We start from the raw sequence: 15,857 nt of genomic DNA, 5'->3' as shown, positions 1-15,857 counted from the left end.
CGGTCCGGGCCCGCCGCCCGCCCCGCCTACAGTGAGGCTCCACCAGACCCGCGACGGGCGGGCGCCGGGGTGAGGAGGGGCCGGTGGGCAGGATCCTTGTGGCCAACCGGGGCGAGATCGCGCTGCGGATCGTCCGGGCGGCGGCGGAGCTGGGGCTGCGGACGGCCGCCGTGCACACCCGCGACGACGCCGCGTCCCCGCACACCCGCCGGGCCGACGAGGTCCGGGCGCTGCCCGGCGAGGGCGTCCCCGGCTACCTCGACGCGGACGCGCTGATCGCCGCCGCGAAGGACGCCGGGGTCACCGCCGTCCACCCCGGCTACGGGTTCCTCAGCGAGAACGCCGCGTTCGCCGCGCGGTGCGCCGCCGCCGGCCTGACGTTCGTCGGCCCGCGCCCGGAACTGCTGGAGCTGTTCGGCGACAAGACCCGGTCCCGCGAGCTCGCCCGCGAGACGGGCGTGCCGGTGACGCCCGGCACGCCGGGACCGGTGACGCCCGCCGGGGCCGAGGCGTTCGCGCGCGAGCACGGGCCGGTGATGCTCAAGGCGCTCGCGGGCGGCGGCGGGCGCGGAATGCGCGTCGTCGCCGAGCCAGGCGACATGGCGGAGGCGTACGAGCGGTGCCGTTCCGAGGCGCTCGCCTCCTTCGGGAACGGCGACCTGTACGCCGAGAAGCACGTGCCTCGCGCCCGCCACATCGAGGTGCAGATCGCGGGCGACGGCTCCGGCGCCGTCACCCACCTGTGGGAACGCGACTGCAGCGTCCAGCGGCGCAACCAGAAGCTGGTGGAGATCGCCCCCGCGCCCGCGCTGCCGCCGCACCTGCGCGACGCGCTGCTGGACGCCGCCGTCCGCATGGCCGCGCGCGTCCGCTACGACAGCCTCGGCACGTTCGAGTTCCTCGTGTCCGGCGAGGAGTTCTGGTTCCTGGAGGCCAACCCGCGGCTGCAGGTCGAGCACACCGTCACCGAGGAGGTCACCGGCATCGACCTGGTGAAGGCGCAGATCCGGCTCGCGCTGGGCGAGGACCTCGCCGGCGTCGGCCTCGCCGCGCCGCCGCCCGCGCACGGCTGCGCCGTCCAGGTGCGCGTCAACACCGAGACGATCGGCCCCGACGGCGCGCCGCACCCGAACGCCGGGACCCTCACCGCGTTCACGCCGCCGACCGGCCCCGGCGTCCGCGTCGACACCTACGGGCACCCCGGCTACCGCACCAGCCCCCGCTACGACCCGCTGCTGGCGAAGGTCGTCGCCCGCGCGGAGGACCTGCCGTCCGCCGCCGCCCGCGCCCACGGCGCGCTCGGCGAGTTCGAGATCGCGGGCGTCGCGACGAGCATCCCGCTGCTGCAGGGCGTCCTGCGGCACCCCGAGTTCACCGCGGGCGGCGTGACCACCTCGTTCCTCGCCGACCACCTTCCGGAACTGCTGCGCAGCGAGCACCGCCGGTTCTGCGTTCCCGCGACGGAGGAGGCCGCCGCGCCCGTCGCGGCGGTGCCCGACGCGCCGCCCGGCACGGTCGCGGTGACCGCGCCCATGCAGGGCACGGTGGTGAGCGTGGAGGTCGCCGAAGGGGACCTCGTCCGCGCGGGCGCGCCGGTCCTGATCCTCGAGGCGATGAAGATGGAGCACGTCGTCCGGGCGGGGGAGGCGGGCGTCGTCCGCGCCCTCGCCGCGGCGCCCGGCACCACCGTCGCCGAGGGCGCGCCGCTGCTGTTCCTCGAACCCGCCGAGGCCGACGGCGACCACGCCGACGACGAGGCCGAGGCCGACCTCGACGCCATCCGCGCCGACCTCGCCGAGACGATCCGGCGGCACGAGATCGGGCTGGACGCGGCCCGTCCCGACGCGGTCGCCAAGCGGTACGCGCGCGGCCACCGCACCGCGCGGGAGAACATCGAGGACCTCTGCGACCCCGGCACGTTCGTGGAGTACGGCGCGCTCGCCATCGCGGCGCAGCGGCAGCGCCGGTCCCTGGACGACCTCATCGAGCCCACCCCCGCCGACGGCATGGTCTGCGGCCTCGGCGACGTCAACGGCGGCCAGGCCGTGGTGATGTCCTACGACTACATGGTGCTGGCCGGGACGCAGGGCCACCACAACCACCGCAAGACCGACAGGATGCTCGACCTCGCGCGGCGGCGCCGCCTCCCGGTCGTGCTGTTCGCCGAAGGCGGCGGCGGGCGACCCGGCGACACCGACACCTCGATGGTGTCCGGCCTCGACGTGACGACCTTCCACGCCATGGGCCGGCTCAGCGGCGCCGTCCCGTCGGTCGGGATCGCGTCCGGGCGCTGCTTCGCCGGGAACGCGGCCCTCCTCGGCTGCTGCGACGTCATCATCGCCACCCGCGACGCCAACATCGGCATGGGCGGGCCCGCGATGATCGAGGGCGGCGGCCTCGGCGTGTTCGCCCCCGAGGAGATCGGCCCGATCGCCGACCAGGAGCCCAACGGCGTCGTCGACATCGCCGTCGAGGACGAGGCGGAGGCCGTCGGCACGGCCCGCCGCTACCTGTCCTACTTCCAGGGCCCGGTGGACGAGTGGACGTGCGACGACCAGCGGATCCTGCGGCACGTCATCCCGGAGAACCGGCTGCGCGCCTACGACGTCCGCCGGGTCATCGGGCACCTGGCCGACACCGGGTCGGTGCTGGAGTTGCGGCGGGCGTTCGGCGTCGGGATCGTCACCGCGCTGGTGCGGATCGAAGGCCGCCCCATGGGGCTCATCGCCAACGACCCGGCGCATCTCGGCGGCGCCATCGACCGCGACGCCGCCGACAAGGCCGCCCGCTTCCTGCAGCTCTGCGACGCGCACGGCCTGCCCGTGGTGTCGCTGTGCGACACCCCCGGGTTCATGGTCGGCCCGGACGCCGAGCGCACCGCGACCGTCCGGCACTTCAGCCGGATGTTCGTCACCGGAGCGAACCTGAGCGTCCCGCTCGTCACCGTGGTCCTGCGCAAGGGGTACGGGCTCGGCGCGCAGGCGATGGCGGGCGGCGGCTTCAAGGCGCCGCTCGCGACCGTCGCGTGGCCGACCGGCGAGATCGGCGGCATGGGCCTGGAGGGCGCCGTCCGGCTCGGGTTCCGCAAGGAGCTCGCGGCGGCCGAGGACCCGAAGGCGCTGTTCGAGACGATGGTCGCCGCCGCCTACGAGCACGGCAAGGCGCTCAACGCCGCCACCGTGTTCGAGCTGGACGACGTGATCGACCCGGCCGGCACCCGCCGGCTCGTCACCACGGCGTTCGCGTCCGCACCGCCCACCGCGGACCGGTCGCGGCGCTGGGTGGACACCTGGTGACCGGGGCCGGTCCCGCCAGGTAGGCGGCCCGGACGCACGGGTCGGCGCGGACCTCGGCGGGCGGCCCGGCCGCGATGACCCGGCCGCCGTCCAGCACGTGCAGGACGTCGCACACGCCGAGCACCGGCTCCAGGTCGCGCTCGGCGACCAGCACCGCGACGCCCTCGGCGGCGAGGTCGCGCAACAGCACCTCCAGCGCCCTGGCGTGGCGCTCCGGTAGGTCCGCCCACGGATCGTCAAGCAGCAGCACGGCGGGCTCGGCGGCCAGCGCGCGCGCCAGCCCGGTCAGGCGCACCACGCCCGGTGGCACGTCCCGCTCCGGCAGGTCGGCGAACTCGGCGATCCCCACGCGGGCCAGCAGCTCGTCGGCGCGGTCGCTCGCCTCGCCGCGCGCGCGGCGACGGCGCGCCCAGCGGTCCCGCGCGGTCCGGCCGCCGTGGTCGCACAGGGCCGCATGCCTGCGCGCCGCGGCCCGGACGCTCTCGCGGACGGTCCGCGACCGCCACCGGGCCGGCTCCCGGGACGTCCGGGCGATCCCGCGCCGCGCGCGCTCCCGCGCGGCGCTGCCCGTCAGGTCGGCGTCGCCCAGGTGGACGGTGCCCTCGGCGGGCCGGCGCAGCCCGGCGATGACGTCGCACAGCGTCGCCCGGCCCGCGCCGTCCGGCCCGACGAGCCCGGCGACCGTGCCGGGCGGGACCGTCAGCGCGGCGCCCCGGACGGCGGTGACCCCGCCGACCCGCACGGTGACGTCCGCGACCCGCAGTCCCTGAGCGGTCGACATCGGCGCCTCCCGGCCGGTCCGGTGCCCGGCGGTCCGCATCGCGGGCCTTGTGCCATCGCGGGCCTTGTGTGATGTGGATCACTGACGGATCATCACCCTACTGAGGCGTGCGCGCGCGGGCAACGGGTGCTCGCGAGCAACGCGCGCGCGTGCCGGCGACGGCGCGGAGGGCGTTATGGCGGACTGGAGGACGCGGAGCCTGTGGCTGTCCCGCAACCCCTACGAGCCGGCGCCGCCGCTCGACGGCGACCTGGACGTGGACGTCGCCATCGTGGGCGGCGGCTTCACCGGACTGTGGACCGCGATCCACGTCAAGCACGCCGACCCGTCCGTGGACGTCGCCGTGCTGGAGCAGCGCGTCGCGGGGTACGGCGCGTCGGGCCGCAACGGCGGCTTCGCCATGACGATGGTGGGCCGCAACCTCCACGACCTGGCCCGCAAGGTCGGCCCGGCGCGTGCGCGCGCCACCCGGCTGGCGATGCGGAGCACGCTGCGCGAGATCGCCGCGTTCGTCCGCGACGAGGGCATCGACGCCGACCTGACCCGCCCCGGCCTGCTGACGGTCTCGAACGGGCCCGAGCAGGACGAGCGGATCCGCCAGGACCTCGAGGCGTCCCAGCGGCTCGGCCTCGACGACCTGCGCTACCTCAGCGGCACCGAATGCCGCGCCCTCGTCGCCAGCGACCGGATCCGGTGCGGGCACTTCGAGGACGACGCGCTGCTGGTGGACCCCGCCGCGCTCACCCGCGGCCTGCGCGACGCCGCCGTCCGCCTCGGCGTGCGGGTCTTCGAGTCGACGCCCGTCCACAGCCTCGCCCTGCCCGGCACGCACGTCCTGGCCCGCACCCCCGGCGGCGACGTCCGGGCGGACCGGGCGCTGCTCGCCACCAACGCCTACGCGCACGCGGTGCCCGCGCTGCGGCGCTGGCTGTTCACCATCGTCGCCTCGATCGTCGTCACCGAGCCGCTCACCGGCGAGCAGTGGAAGCGCGCCGGCTGGGAGGGCGGCGCGGGCGTCGAGGACAAGCGGATCATGCCGCACTTCCACCGGCCGACCCCCGACGGCCGGATCCTGTGGGGCGGCCGCGACGCGCCGTTCGCGCCCGGCGGCCCCGACCCGCGCCAGGACCGGTCGCCGCAGGTGTTCCGGCGGCTGGAGGAGACGTTCCGCTGGACGTTCCCGCAGCTGGACGACGTGCGGATCGACCGCGGCTGGTGCGGTCCCGTCGCCGGCACCGTCAACTGCTTCGCGCACGCCGGGCGGCTCGGCCGCGGGCGGCGCGTCGTCTACGCGCTCGGGTACGCCGGCCACGGCGTCGGCCCGAGCCACCTGACCGCGAAGATCGCCCGCGACCTGCTGCTCGACCGCGACGGCGAACTGCTCGACCTGCCGATGGCCGCGAAGCGGCCCGTGCCGCTGCCGCCGGGCCCGCTGCGCGCGCTCGTCCTGAACGGCTCGCAGCGCGTCCTGCAGCGCGCCGACGACGGCGACCGCGGCCCGCTGACCGGGCTCGCCCTGCGCTTCCTGCAGTGACGCCGGGTCAGGCCGGCTCGGCGCCGAGCGCCTGGAGCCGGTCGCGGGTCCACTCCTTCACGCCCGCGAGGAACCCCTCGACGTCCGCGGCCTTGCCCGACGCCATCTCGGCGAACCAGTCGGGCACGTACCGCTCGAACCGCCCGTTCTCGATGACCTCCAGCACCGCCGCGGCGACCTCCCGCGGCGGCAGCGCGTCGGACAGGTCGCTGAGCGGCGGCTCGTTGCCCGGCAGGGTGAACAGGTCGGTGTCGATCAGCGCCGGCTGGACGATGTGCGCCTGCACGCCCGTCCCGTCCAGGTCGACGGCCATGCTCTCCCAGAACGCGGTCAGCGCCGCCTTGGACGCGCCGTACGCGGCCTCGTGCGGCGGGCCGAGCCGCGCCGCGACGGACCCGATCGCGACCAGGTGCCCGTGCCCCCGCTCGATCATCCCGGGCAGCAGCGCGAGCGTCAGCCGCACCGGCGACAGGTAGTTCAGCCGCATCACCTCGTCGTTCTCGGCGAGCGCCATGTCCTGCACGCGCCGCCGCTTCGGCATCGCCGCGTTGTTGACCAGGACGTCCACGCCGCCGAGCTCGGCCGCCGCGGCGGCCGCGAGCCCGGCGGCAGCGTCCGGGTCGGAGAGGTCGGCGACCCACATCGCCGAGCCGGGGGAGTGCTCGCGGCAGCGGGCGAGCGTCTTCTCCAGCAGTTCCTCGCGCCGCGCGACCAGCCCGACCCGCGCGCCCGCCTCGGCCAGCGCCTCCGCGACGACCGCGCCGATGCCGGACGACGCGCCCGTGACCAACGCCGACTTTCCCGTCAGACTCACCATGCCGCCAACGTCACACACGGCCGCGCCGCGCGGCAAGGCGCACCGCCGTCCCGCGGCCGAAGAGCACGGCGGCGCGGCGGCCGCTCAGATCCAGCCCTCCAGCGACGCCATGAAGCCGCCGAGGTCGTCGCGGTGCACGCAGTGGCCGGTGCCCTCGACCCGCGTGACCGCGAAGCCCTTCGCGCGCAGGCCGGCGGCGAGGTCGTCCGGCACCAGCCGCCGGTCGCCCGCGGCCTGCACCAGCGACGGCACGACGGGCCGGTCCGGGACGAGGTCGATCGCCTCGCGCAGCCACCCGGCCGCGCGGACGTCCCATCGCGCGTACCCGTCCAGCTCGGCGGCGATGTCCTCGTCCGCCCACTTCGGGCACATCTTCCGGAGCCGCTCCGCCGTGGCCCGCTTGGTGAAGGCGGCGAACCCGTCGTGGTCCGCGCCCGGCTCGCCGCCGATCCGCCACGCCGGGTCGCTGTAGACGGCCTTGGCGGGACGCAGGTCCGCGGCGGCCAGGGAGAGCGACAGCGCGCCGAGGGAGTGCCCGATCGCGACGTCCGCGCCGGTGGGAAGGGACTCCACCAGGTCGGCGGCGAACAGCTCGGGGGAGTACTCGGCGGCGTGCGCGCTCTCCCCGTGGCCGCGCAGGTCCGGCATGAGGACCCGGTAGCCGCGCGCGGCGAGCAGCGGCGCGACGCGGCACCAGGTGCCGGCGGACGCCATGACGCCGTGGATGAGCACGGCGGTCCTGTCGCCGCCGCCGGCTTCGTGGACCTTCAGTTTCACGGGGCTCCTTCCCGAGGGGACCGCGGACGCTCCTGACCGGCGGGAGCGAGAGCAGCGGAGGGCAGGAGGACTGATCATTTATACCTACAAGTGCTGTATAGCACCCTCTCTCGGACGCCCCGCCGCCGGCGTCGAAATGGTGCCGCGCGAGCCGTTCCAGGCCGGTAAGGTGGTGGGTTTCGCCGCCCCGCGTCCACCCCTCGCCTCCAGGAGGTCCTCCGGCATGCCCGCCGAACCGTCGATCCTCGCCGCCGAGCGCGCCCACCTGGCCGAGTCCCGCGCCGCGCTGCGCCGGATGCGCGAGCACGCGGAAGGCCTGTCCGCCGACGTCGCCGCCGACTGGGTGTCCAAGCAGTTCCTGGAGTCGCTGCTCGACCAGCGGGTCGCGGCGCTCGCCGACCACCCCGACACCCCGCTGTTCTTCGGGCGGATGGACCGCGACGGCGACGACGGCCCCGACCTGCCCGCCGTCATGTACGTCGGGCGGCGGCACGTCCACGACGGCGACGAGGGCCGCCCGCTGGTGCTGGACTGGCGCGCCCCGGTATCGCGGGCGTTCTACCAGGCGGGCCCGGCCGAGCCGATGGGCTGGGGGCTGCGGCGCCGCTTCGGCTTCCAGGGCGGCGAGCTGACCGCCTTCGAGGACGAGCCGCTCGACGGCGGCGCGGAGCCCGGCCCGTCCCGGATCCTGACCGAGGAGATCGAGCGCCCCCGCACCGGTCCGATGCGCGACATCGTCGCGACCATCCAGCCGGAGCAGGACGTGATCGTCCGCGCCGACCTGCCCCGCACCGTCTGCGTGCAGGGCGCCCCCGGCACCGGGAAGACCGCGGTGGGCCTGCACCGCGCCGCCTACCTGCTGTTCACCCACCGCGAGCGGCTGTCGCGGTCCGGGGTGCTGATCGTCGGCCCGAACCGCGCGTTCCTCGCCTACATCGCGGCGGTGCTGCCCGCGCTCGGCGAGGTCCGGGTCGAGCAGGCCACCATCGACGACCTGCTCGGCGAGCCGCTGGGGGAGGAGCCCGCGGCGGTGTCGGCCGCCAAGGGCGAGGCGCGGATGGCCGACGTGCTGCGCAGGGCGCTGTGGCTGCACGTCCGCAAGCCGGAGGAGGGCCTCGTCGTCACCCGCGGCGTCGCCCGCTACCGGCTGGCCGACCACGAGGTCAGGGAGATCGCGGCCGCGCTGCGCGGCACCACCCGCTACGGCAGCGGCCGCGCCGCGTTCGCGCAGCGGCTCGCGCACCAGATCCTCGTCCGGATGGAGCAGCGCGGCGAGGCCCCCGACGACCGCGTCCAGGACCAGGTGGCGCGCAGCAGGCCGGTCAAGCAGCTGCTCGACCAGGTGTGGCCCAAGGTCTCGCCCGAGCAGGTCCTCTACCGGCTGCTGTCGGACGCCGCCTTCCTGAGCGCCGCGGCGAAGGGCGTCCTCGACGCCGAGGAGCAGGCGGCGCTGCTGTGGGAGAGGCCCGCCCGGTCGCACCGCTCGGTGAAGTGGACCACCGCCGACCGGGCGCTGCTGGACGAGCTGGCCGACCTCATCGAGCGCACCGCATCGCTCGGGCACCTGGTCGTGGACGAGGCGCAGGACCTGTCGGCGATGCAGCTGCGCGCCCTCGGCCGCCGCTGCGGCACCGGGTCGGCGACCGTCCTCGGCGACCTCGCCCAGGGGACGACGGCCTGGTCGGCGCGGTCCTGGAAGGAGGTCCTGACCCATCTCGGGCAGGACGGCGAGGTCACCGAGCTGACCCTCGGCTTCCGCGTGCCCGGCACCGTCCTCGACTACGCCGCGCGGCTGCTCCCGCACATCGCGCCCGAGCTGGAGAGGCCGCGGTCGCTGCGCGCCGGCGCCGGGGCGCTGGACGTGCGGCGCGTGCCCGACGTGGTGGCCGCGGCGGTGGACGCCGCGCGCGAGGCCCTCGCCCGGGCGGGCTCGATCGGCCTGATCGTGCCGGACGCGCTCGCGGACGCGCACGCGGCGGCGCTGGCGGAGGCCGGGCTGGACGCCTCGCTGCTCGGGCCGGAGTCCGACGGCACCGCGCGGCTGCTCGTCGTCCCGGCGACGCTGGCCAAGGGCCTGGAGTACGACCACGTGATCGTCGCCGAGCCCGCCGCCATCGCCGCCGCCGAGGCGCGCGGGCTGGCCCGGCTGTACGTCGTGCTGACCCGCGCGGTGACCTCGCTGACGGTCCTGCACCGGGACGACCTGCCCGCCGAGCTGGCCTCCTGACGCCGCCGCCGTCCCCGCGCCCCGTATCCCCGCTTCCGCCCACCGCCCTGATCGGGAAGGACCGGCCATGACCGTCCCGCCCCTGTTCACCGAGACCGTCGAGCTGCCCGCCGCGCCGCCGTTCGACCTGGGGCCCGCGCTCCGCTTCATGTGCGGTTTCGCGCCCACCGCCGGCGAGCAGGCGGTCGACGGCGGCACCCTCACCAAGGCGCTGCGCGCGGCCGGCCGGACGGTCGCCGCGAGGGTCGTCCAGGCGGGCGACGGCGTGCGCGCGACCCTGCACGCCGCCGAGCCGCTCACAGAGGACGTCGTCAGCGCCGCCGCCGACCGCATCGCGTTCCACCTCAGCCTCGGCGACGACCTCACCGGCTTCTACGCGATCGGACGGGAGGATCCCGCGTTCGCGCCCGTCCTCGACCGGCTGTACGGCTACCACCAGGTGAAGTTCCCGACGCCGCTGGAGAACCTCGTGTGGGCGATCCTGTCGCAGCGCGCGCCGCGGGCCGCCGCCGCGCGCGGCAAGCACGCCCTGCGCGACGAGTTCGGCGACCGGATCACCGTGGACGGCGCCGAGTACGCGGCGTTCCCCGACGTCGACCAGCTCGTCACCCTGTCCGAGGGGCGGATCGCCGAGCTCGTCGGCAACGAGCGCAAGGGCCGCTACCTGCACGGCGCGCTGCACGCCTGGCACGGGACGGACGAGGACTTCCTCCGCACCGGCCCCTACGGCGAGGTCAAGAAGTTCCTGCTGTCGCTGCCCGGTGTGGGTGCCTGGTCGGCGAACTTCATCCTCATCCGGGGGCTTGGCCGGATGGAGGAGACACCGCTGGAGAAGGCGCTGCGCGGTGCCGCGTCGCGCGCCTACGGGCGCCCGCTGTCGGACGCCGACCTGCAGCGGATCGCCGAGGGCTACGGCCCGTGGCAGGGGTACTGGGCGCACTACCTCCGCGCGGCCGCCTGATCCGCCTCGCCGCCCTGCGGGCGCAGGCCGTCGAAGGCGATCCGGAGGACGTCGTCGCTGCCGCCGGCCCGCCCGGCGGCGAAGGAGATCCCGGCCAGCAGGGCGGTGACCTCGGCCGGGCCGATGTCCGCGCGGACGGCCCCGGCCCGCTGGGCCCGCTCCAGCAGGGCGCCGATCGCGTCCTTCACGTCCGGTCCGGTGCGTCCGGTAGCCTCGCGGGCGTCGACGCCCGCCTCGGCCAGCGCCTCGGTGACGGCCTGCTTGGTCGCCGCCTGGGAGACCACGCGGGCGAAGAAGCCGAAGAACGCCTCGCCGGGGTCGGCGGCCGACGCCAGCTCCCGCGCCTCGCCGGCCAGCCGCTCCAGCAGCGCGACGAGCACGGCCTCCAGCAGCGACTCCTTGGTGGGGAAGTGCCGGAAGACGGTGCCGATCCCGACCCCGGCGCGGCGCGCGACCTCCTCGGTCGAGGCGGAGGTGCCCTGCGCGGCGAACACGTCCTCGGCCGCGGCGAGGACCTTGGCGCGGTTGCGCAGGGCGTCGGCGCGCAGCGGCTTCCCGGACGAGGTCGTCATCGCGGCCTTCCCGTTGACAAGTGGAGTGCGGACTCCATATTTTCGGATGCGGAGCAGAAACTCCGATTGTACGGGAGAGAGTTATGTCCGAGTTCGCCACCCCCCGCGCCGTCTTCCAGCGGCTGATCGACGGGGTGACCGCGCGGCGGCCCGACGGGCTGCCGCAGCTGTACGCCGAGGACGCGGTGGTCGTGCACCCGTTCGCCCGCCCCGCGTCCCGGCTGGAGGGCCGCGAGGCGCTGCGCGAGCACTTCGCCCAGTTGGAGACCCTCCCGGTGGAGATGGCGGCCCGCAACGTGGTCGTCCACCAGACCGCCGACCCGGAGGTGATCGTCGCCGAGTTCGAGTACGCGGGCCGCAATACCGAGACGGGCCGCGACTTCGTGGTGCCGAACGTCTTCGTCATGCGGGTCCGGGACGGGCGCATCGTCGAGTCCCGCGACTACGCCCACCACCAGGCGTTCGAGGAGGCGATGGCGTGACCGCCCCCGCGCCGCGCGAGGTGTTCGCGCGGCTGAGCGCCGGGATCTCCGCCGGCCGCTGGCACGAGCTGGCGGACCTCTACGCCGAGGACGCGGTGGTCGACCAGCCGTTCGCGCTCCCGCCGGCGCCGTCGCACCTGGAGGGCCGCGCGGTCATCGGCGAGCACTTCCGCAGGGCCGCCGAAGGGCCGCTCCAACTGCGCGCCCGGGACGTGGTGGTGCACGAGACGGACGATCCGGAGGTGATCGTCGCCGAGTTCGACTACGACGGCCGCGTCGCCACCACGGGCCACGAGTTCCGCTTCTCGAACGTGCAGGTGCTGCGCGTCCGGGACGGACTGATCGTCGAGACGCGCGACTACCACGACCACCGGGCCCTCGCCCGCGCGTTCGCCGCCGGTTCGTAGGGCGACCGGGTCGCGCGCGGGCGGTTGACCGACCCCCGTGCCGGTTCCTAGGGTGGACGGGCCATACCGACCGGTTGGTATGTTCGTTCGCGGTGGCCCGTTCGCCACCCCTGCACCCCGCGCGGAGGTTCGCCCTGTGAGCACTGCACCGCCCGACGCCGACGAGCTGAGCAGGCGCGTCGGCGAGTTCCTCGCCGCCCACGACCCGTCCGCCACCGAGCCGCTGGAGTTCCTGCGCGCCCGGTTCGACGCCGGCCTGGCCTGGGTCCACTACCCCGAGGGGCTCGGCGGGCTCGGCGCCCCCCGCGCCCTGCAGCCCGCCGTCGACCGGTGGTTCGCGAAGGCGGGCGCGCCCACCAACCACCCCGAGCGCAACGGCATCGGGCTCGGCATGGCCGCGCCGACGATCCTCGCCTTCGGCACCGAGGAGCAGAAGCGCCGCCTCCTGCGCCCGCTGTGGACCGGCGAGGAGCGGTGGTGCCAGCTGTTCAGCGAGCCCGGCGCCGGCTCCGACCTCGCCGCGCTCGCCACCCGCGCCGTCCGCGACGGCGACCGCTGGATCGTCAACGGCCAGAAGGTCTGGACGTCGATGGCGCACGAGGCCCGCTGGGCGATCCTCGTCACCCGCACCGACCCGGACGTGCCCAAGCACCGCGGCATGACCTACTTCGTCTGCGACATGACCGCCCCCGGCGTCGAGGTCCGGCCGCTGCGGCAGATCACCGGCGAGGCCGAGTTCAACGAGGTCTTCCTCACCGACGTCGCGATCCCCGACGAGCACCGGCTCGGCGAGGTCGGCCAGGGCTGGCAGGTCTCCACCACCACGCTGATGAACGAGCGGGTCGCGATCGGCGGCGCCGCCACGCCCCGCGAGAGCGGGATGATCGGCGTCGTCGCGGCCCTGTGGCGCGACCGGCCCGAGCTGCGCACCCCCGGCCTGCACGACGCGGTCCTGCGCGCCTGGGTGGAGACCGAGGCCGCCCGGCTCACCGGCGAGCGGCTGCGCCAGCAGCTCACCGCCGGGCAGCCCGGCCCCGAGGGCTCCGGCGCCAAGCTCGCCTTCGCCAAGCTCAACCAGGAGGTCTCCGGCCTGGAGCTGGAACTGCTCGGCGACGAGGGACTGCGCTACGACGACTGGACGATGCGCCGCCCCACCGAGGTCGACTTCACCCGCCGCTCGCCCGGCTACCGCTACCTGCGCGCCAAGGGCAACTCCATCGAGGGCGGCACCTCGGAGATCCTGCGCAACATCATCGCCGAGCGCGTCCTCGGCCTGCCCGGTGAGATCCGCGTCGACAAGGACGTGGCGTGGAAGGACCTGCCCAAGTGAGCGACCTCCTCTACTCCGAGATCGAGAACGACCTGCGCGCCGGCGTCCGCGAGCTGCTCGACGACAAGGCGCCCTGGACCGCCGTCCTCGCCGGCACCGAGAAGGACGAGCCGTACGACGCGGCGCTGTGGCGGGCCGTCGCCGGCCAGCTCGGCTGCGCCGGGCTGCCCGTCCCCGAGGACCTCGGCGGCGCCGGCGCGACCTGGCGCGAGACCGCCGTCGTGATGGAGGAGCTCGGCCGCGCCGTCGCGCCCGTCCCGTTCCTGGCCAGCTCCGTCATCGCGACGGCGGCGCTGCTGGCGGCGGGGGAGCGGGAACTGCTCGGGTCCCTGGCGGCCGGGGAGAGGATCGCGGTGCTCGCCGTCCCGTTCGCGACCCCGCCCGGCGAGGTCGCCCCGACCGTCCGGGCGGCGGACGGGACCCTGACCGGCGAGATCGCCGGGGTTGCCGACGGCCTCGCGGCCGACGTGCTGCTCGTCCCGGCCGCCGACGGGCTGTACGCGGTGGACGCCGCCGACGCCACCCGCACCGCCGTCACCTCGCTCGACATGACCCGGCGCCTGGCCGACATCGCCCTGTCCGGGGCGCCCGCGCGGCGCGTCGCGGAGGGCGGCGACGCGGTCCGCGCCGCGCTGCTGACCGGCGCGGCGATGCTGGCGTCCGAGCAGCTGGGGCTCGCCCAGCGGTGCCTGGACGACACCGTCGCCTACGTCAAGAACCGGTACCAGTTCGGCCGTCCCGTCGGCTCCTACCAGGGCCTCAAGCACCGGCTCGCCGACCTGTGGACGTCCATCACGCAGGCCCGCGCCGTCGCCCGGTACGCCGCGTCCTGCGCGGCCTCCGGCGACGCGGACCTGCCGGTCGCCGTCGCGGTCGCCCAGGCGCACTGCTCGGCGGTCGCGCTGAAGGCCGCCGAGGAGTGCGTGCAGATGCACGGCGGCATCGGGTTCACCTGGGAGAACTCCTCGCACCTGTTCCTCAAGCGCGCCAAGGCCGACTCGATCGCGCTCGGCACCGCCGACCGCCACCGCGCGGCGCTGGCGGCGCTGGTCGACCTCCCCTCGGCCTGAGGCGGGGGCGCGCGGGCGTCGACCGTGCGGCACCGCCCCGGCGAGCGCGACGCCGGGGCGGTCAGCCGGTGATGACCGCGAGGATCCGCGTGCCCTCCGGGAACGCGCCGCGTTCGGCCAGCGCGGCGATCCCGAACATCATCTTCGCGGTGTAGATCCGGTCGAGGACCAGCCCGTGCCGGGCGGCGAAGCCGCCGATGAAACCGTCCAGTTCGGGGGACGTCCGGGCGTAGCCACCGAAGTGGAAGCCGTGCTCGACGCGCCACGACCCGCGCCGCTCCCCGTACGTCTCCCGCTGGAGCCGCTCCACCTCGGCGTCCATGAAACCGCCCTTGAGGACGGAGAAGCCGAGGGCGCGCGCGCTCGGCGGCAGCCCGGCCGCCAGGCCCGCCAGCGTCCCGCCCGTCCCGCACGGGCAGCAGACGACGTCGAAGCCCGCCGACTCGGCGCCCAGCTCCGCGCAGCCCCGGACCGCCAGGGCGTTGCTGCCGCCCTCCGGCAGCAGGTAGAAGTCGCCCCACCGCTCCCGCAGCGCGGCGACGACGTCCGGTTCGTGCTTGCGGCGGTACGTCGTCCGGTCCATGTACGCGAGCCGCATGCCCCGGCCCTCGGCGTACGCCAGCGAGGCGTTGAGCGGCAGGTGCTCCTCACCTCGCACCACCCCGACGGTCGCGAACCCGAAGACGTCCCCGGCCGCCGCCGTCGCCCGCAGATGGTTGGAGTACGCCCCGCCGAACGTCAGCAGCGTCCCGTGCTCGCGGGCGGGGCCGATGTTGTGCCGGAGCTTGCGCCACTTGTTGCCCGGAAGCTCCGGGTGGACGAGGTCGTCGCGCTTCAGGAACAGCCGGAGGCCGCGCCGCGCGAACCGGGCGTCGTCCAGCTCCACGACCGGGGAGGGCGCGGCTTCGGGCGGGAGCGCCGGGGGCCGGGCCGGGGTCATCGCGGCGCCGGCAGGCCGAGCTTCTTCCGCAGCGTCCGCTGCACCTCGTCGATGCCGGGCCGCGCGTCCACCGTCACCACGTACTCCTTGCGGGCGAACAGCTCCAGGATCGGGGCGGTCTTCCGCCGGTAGAGCCGCAGCCGCTCCGTCACGGCCTCCTCGGTGTCGTCCTCCCGGGCGACGAGCCGGCCGCCGCACACGTCGCACCGACCCTCCTGGGTGGGCCGGTCCGCGATCAGGTTGTAGTCCATCCCGCACTCGGAGCACAGCCTGCGCGCCAACACCCGGCGGCGGACCTCCTCGTCCGGCAGGTCCAGGTGGATCACTCCGTCGATGTCGTAGCTCTCCAGGAAGAACTCCGCCTGCCGCCTGCTGCGCGGGAACCCGTCGATGATGAACCCGTAGTTCCAGTCGTGCTGCTCGAGCCTGCCGCGCACGACCCCCTCCACGAGGTCGTCGCCGACCAGCTCGCCCGCCGCCATCGCGCGCCGCACCTGCGCGCCGAGTTTGGTGTGGTTCTGCACATGCCAGCGGAAGATGTCACCGACCCCGATGTGCACCAGGTCGAGATCGCGCGCCAGCAGCAGCGACTGCGTCCCCTTCCCGCTGCCCTGGGCGCCGATGATCACGTACTTGCGCATGCCCGCAGCCTATGCGGCGCGG

14 protein-coding genes are annotated in these 15,857 nt (G+C 75.5%); 8 read left to right on the top strand and 6 right to left on the bottom strand.

Annotated elements, in window-relative coordinates; all coding sequences use genetic code 11:
* Positions 1 to 83 precede the first annotated feature (83 nt).
* Entirely contained in the window at positions 84 to 3,296 is a 3,213-nt protein-coding gene (locus amrb99_RS38470) for a carboxyl transferase domain-containing protein (protein ID WP_190865763.1), read from the top strand.
* Here amrb99_RS38470 and amrb99_RS38465 read toward each other — a convergent pair.
* Entirely contained in the window at positions 3,229 to 4,077 is an 849-nt protein-coding gene (locus amrb99_RS38465; RefSeq protein ID WP_241756328.1) for an ATP-binding cassette domain-containing protein, read from the bottom strand. The two genes, amrb99_RS38470 and amrb99_RS38465, sit on opposite strands and share 68 nt — an antisense overlap.
* Before the next feature lie 175 nt (positions 4,078 to 4,252).
* On the opposite strand from amrb99_RS38465, the gene amrb99_RS38460 reads away from it, so the two are divergent.
* Entirely contained in the window at positions 4,253 to 5,611 is a 1,359-nt protein-coding gene (locus amrb99_RS38460) for an FAD-binding oxidoreductase (protein ID WP_190865759.1), read from the top strand.
* Between the two features lie 7 nt (positions 5,612 to 5,618).
* Here the strand turns inward: amrb99_RS38460 and amrb99_RS38455 are convergent, their stop codons facing one another.
* Both amrb99_RS38455 and amrb99_RS38450 read right to left on the bottom strand, forming a co-directional pair.
* A complete protein-coding gene (locus amrb99_RS38455) occupies positions 5,619 to 6,428 on the bottom strand; it encodes an SDR family NAD(P)-dependent oxidoreductase (RefSeq protein WP_190865757.1) in 810 nt (269 codons plus the stop codon).
* Positions 6,429 to 6,512: 84 nt separating this feature from the next.
* A complete protein-coding gene (locus amrb99_RS38450; RefSeq protein WP_190865755.1) occupies positions 6,513 to 7,205 on the bottom strand; it encodes an alpha/beta fold hydrolase in 693 nt (230 codons plus the stop codon).
* Positions 7,206 to 7,428: 223 nt separating this feature from the next.
* On the opposite strand from amrb99_RS38450, the gene amrb99_RS38445 reads away from it, so the two are divergent.
* The gene (locus tag amrb99_RS38445) at positions 7,429 to 9,432 is read left to right on the top strand and encodes an AAA family ATPase (RefSeq protein ID WP_190865753.1); all 2,004 of its coding nucleotides are present in this window, start codon (positions 7,429 to 7,431) and stop codon (positions 9,430 to 9,432) included.
* A gap of 67 nt (positions 9,433 to 9,499) precedes the next feature.
* Complete coding sequence (locus tag amrb99_RS38440) at positions 9,500 to 10,393, top strand: DNA-3-methyladenine glycosylase 2 family protein (protein WP_190865751.1); 894 nt, start codon at positions 9,500 to 9,502, stop codon at positions 10,391 to 10,393.
* Here the strand turns inward: amrb99_RS38440 and amrb99_RS38435 are convergent.
* Positions 10,372 to 10,965, bottom strand: coding sequence for a TetR/AcrR family transcriptional regulator (locus amrb99_RS38435; protein WP_190865749.1), 594 nt, complete (start codon positions 10,963 to 10,965; stop codon positions 10,372 to 10,374). The genes amrb99_RS38440 and amrb99_RS38435 overlap by 22 nt on opposite strands.
* Before the next feature lie 83 nt (positions 10,966 to 11,048).
* On the opposite strand from amrb99_RS38435, the gene amrb99_RS50295 reads away from it, so the two are divergent.
* From amrb99_RS50295 to amrb99_RS38420, 4 genes are all read left to right on the top strand, one after another.
* On the top strand, positions 11,049 to 11,447 hold the full coding sequence (locus amrb99_RS50295; protein WP_206700269.1) for a nuclear transport factor 2 family protein: 399 nt from the start codon (positions 11,049 to 11,051) through the stop codon (positions 11,445 to 11,447).
* Positions 11,444 to 11,854 (top strand): nuclear transport factor 2 family protein, encoded by a 411-nt coding sequence (locus amrb99_RS50290; RefSeq protein ID WP_206700268.1) that lies wholly within the window; start codon positions 11,444 to 11,446, stop codon positions 11,852 to 11,854. The genes amrb99_RS50295 and amrb99_RS50290 overlap by 4 nt, the downstream gene beginning before the upstream one ends.
* Before the next feature lie 136 nt (positions 11,855 to 11,990).
* The gene (locus amrb99_RS38425) at positions 11,991 to 13,184 is read left to right on the top strand and encodes an acyl-CoA dehydrogenase family protein (RefSeq protein ID WP_347257034.1); all 1,194 of its coding nucleotides are present in this window, start codon (positions 11,991 to 11,993) and stop codon (positions 13,182 to 13,184) included.
* Positions 13,181 to 14,254, top strand: a complete 1,074-nt coding sequence (locus tag amrb99_RS38420; protein WP_190865745.1) for an acyl-CoA dehydrogenase family protein — start codon at positions 13,181 to 13,183, stop codon at positions 14,252 to 14,254. Before amrb99_RS38425 ends, amrb99_RS38420 begins: the two co-directional genes overlap by 4 nt.
* A 61-nt stretch (positions 14,255 to 14,315) precedes the next feature.
* On the opposite strand, the gene amrb99_RS38415 is transcribed toward amrb99_RS38420, so the two are convergent.
* Together amrb99_RS38415 and amrb99_RS38410 are read right to left on the bottom strand one after the other, a co-directional pair.
* Positions 14,316 to 15,194 carry a pyridoxal-phosphate dependent enzyme gene (locus amrb99_RS38415; protein WP_190865743.1) on the bottom strand — a complete coding sequence of 293 codons (879 nt, stop codon included), beginning with the start codon at positions 15,192 to 15,194 and terminating at the stop codon, positions 14,316 to 14,318.
* Positions 15,191 to 15,835, bottom strand: a complete 645-nt coding sequence (locus amrb99_RS38410; RefSeq protein ID WP_190865741.1) for a nucleoside monophosphate kinase — start codon at positions 15,833 to 15,835, stop codon at positions 15,191 to 15,193. The genes amrb99_RS38415 and amrb99_RS38410 overlap by 4 nt, the downstream gene beginning before the upstream one ends.
* Between the last annotated feature and the right edge of the window lie 22 nt (positions 15,836 to 15,857).

The organism is Actinomadura sp. RB99, from assembly GCF_014706005.1.
Lineage (GTDB): Bacteria > Actinomycetota > Actinomycetes > Streptosporangiales > Streptosporangiaceae > Spirillospora.
The sequence above is the reverse complement of the archived record's forward strand: the minus strand, read 5'-3'. Positions and strand labels throughout refer to the sequence as shown.

Excerpts from the sequence above, each read along its gene's own strand:
- amrb99_RS38410 (WP_190865741.1), bottom strand. The coding sequence starts at position 15,835 with ATGCGCAAGTACGTGATCATCGGCGCCCAGGGCAGCGGGAAGGGGACG.
- amrb99_RS38460 (WP_190865759.1), top strand. The coding sequence starts at position 4,253 with ATGGCGGACTGGAGGACGCGGAGCCTGTGGCTGTCCCGCAACCCCTAC.
- amrb99_RS38445 (WP_190865753.1), top strand. The coding sequence starts at position 7,429 with ATGCCCGCCGAACCGTCGATCCTCGCCGCCGAGCGCGCCCACCTGGCC.
- amrb99_RS38415 (WP_190865743.1), bottom strand. The coding sequence starts at position 15,194 with ATGACCCCGGCCCGGCCCCCGGCGCTCCCGCCCGAAGCCGCGCCCTCC.
- amrb99_RS38455 (WP_190865757.1), bottom strand. The coding sequence starts at position 6,428 with ATGGTGAGTCTGACGGGAAAGTCGGCGTTGGTCACGGGCGCGTCGTCC.
- amrb99_RS50295 (WP_206700269.1), top strand. The coding sequence starts at position 11,049 with ATGTCCGAGTTCGCCACCCCCCGCGCCGTCTTCCAGCGGCTGATCGAC.
- amrb99_RS38440 (WP_190865751.1), top strand. The coding sequence starts at position 9,500 with ATGACCGTCCCGCCCCTGTTCACCGAGACCGTCGAGCTGCCCGCCGCG.
- amrb99_RS38435 (WP_190865749.1), bottom strand. The coding sequence starts at position 10,965 with ATGACGACCTCGTCCGGGAAGCCGCTGCGCGCCGACGCCCTGCGCAAC.
- amrb99_RS38465 (WP_241756328.1), bottom strand. The coding sequence starts at position 4,077 with ATGTCGACCGCTCAGGGACTGCGGGTCGCGGACGTCACCGTGCGGGTC.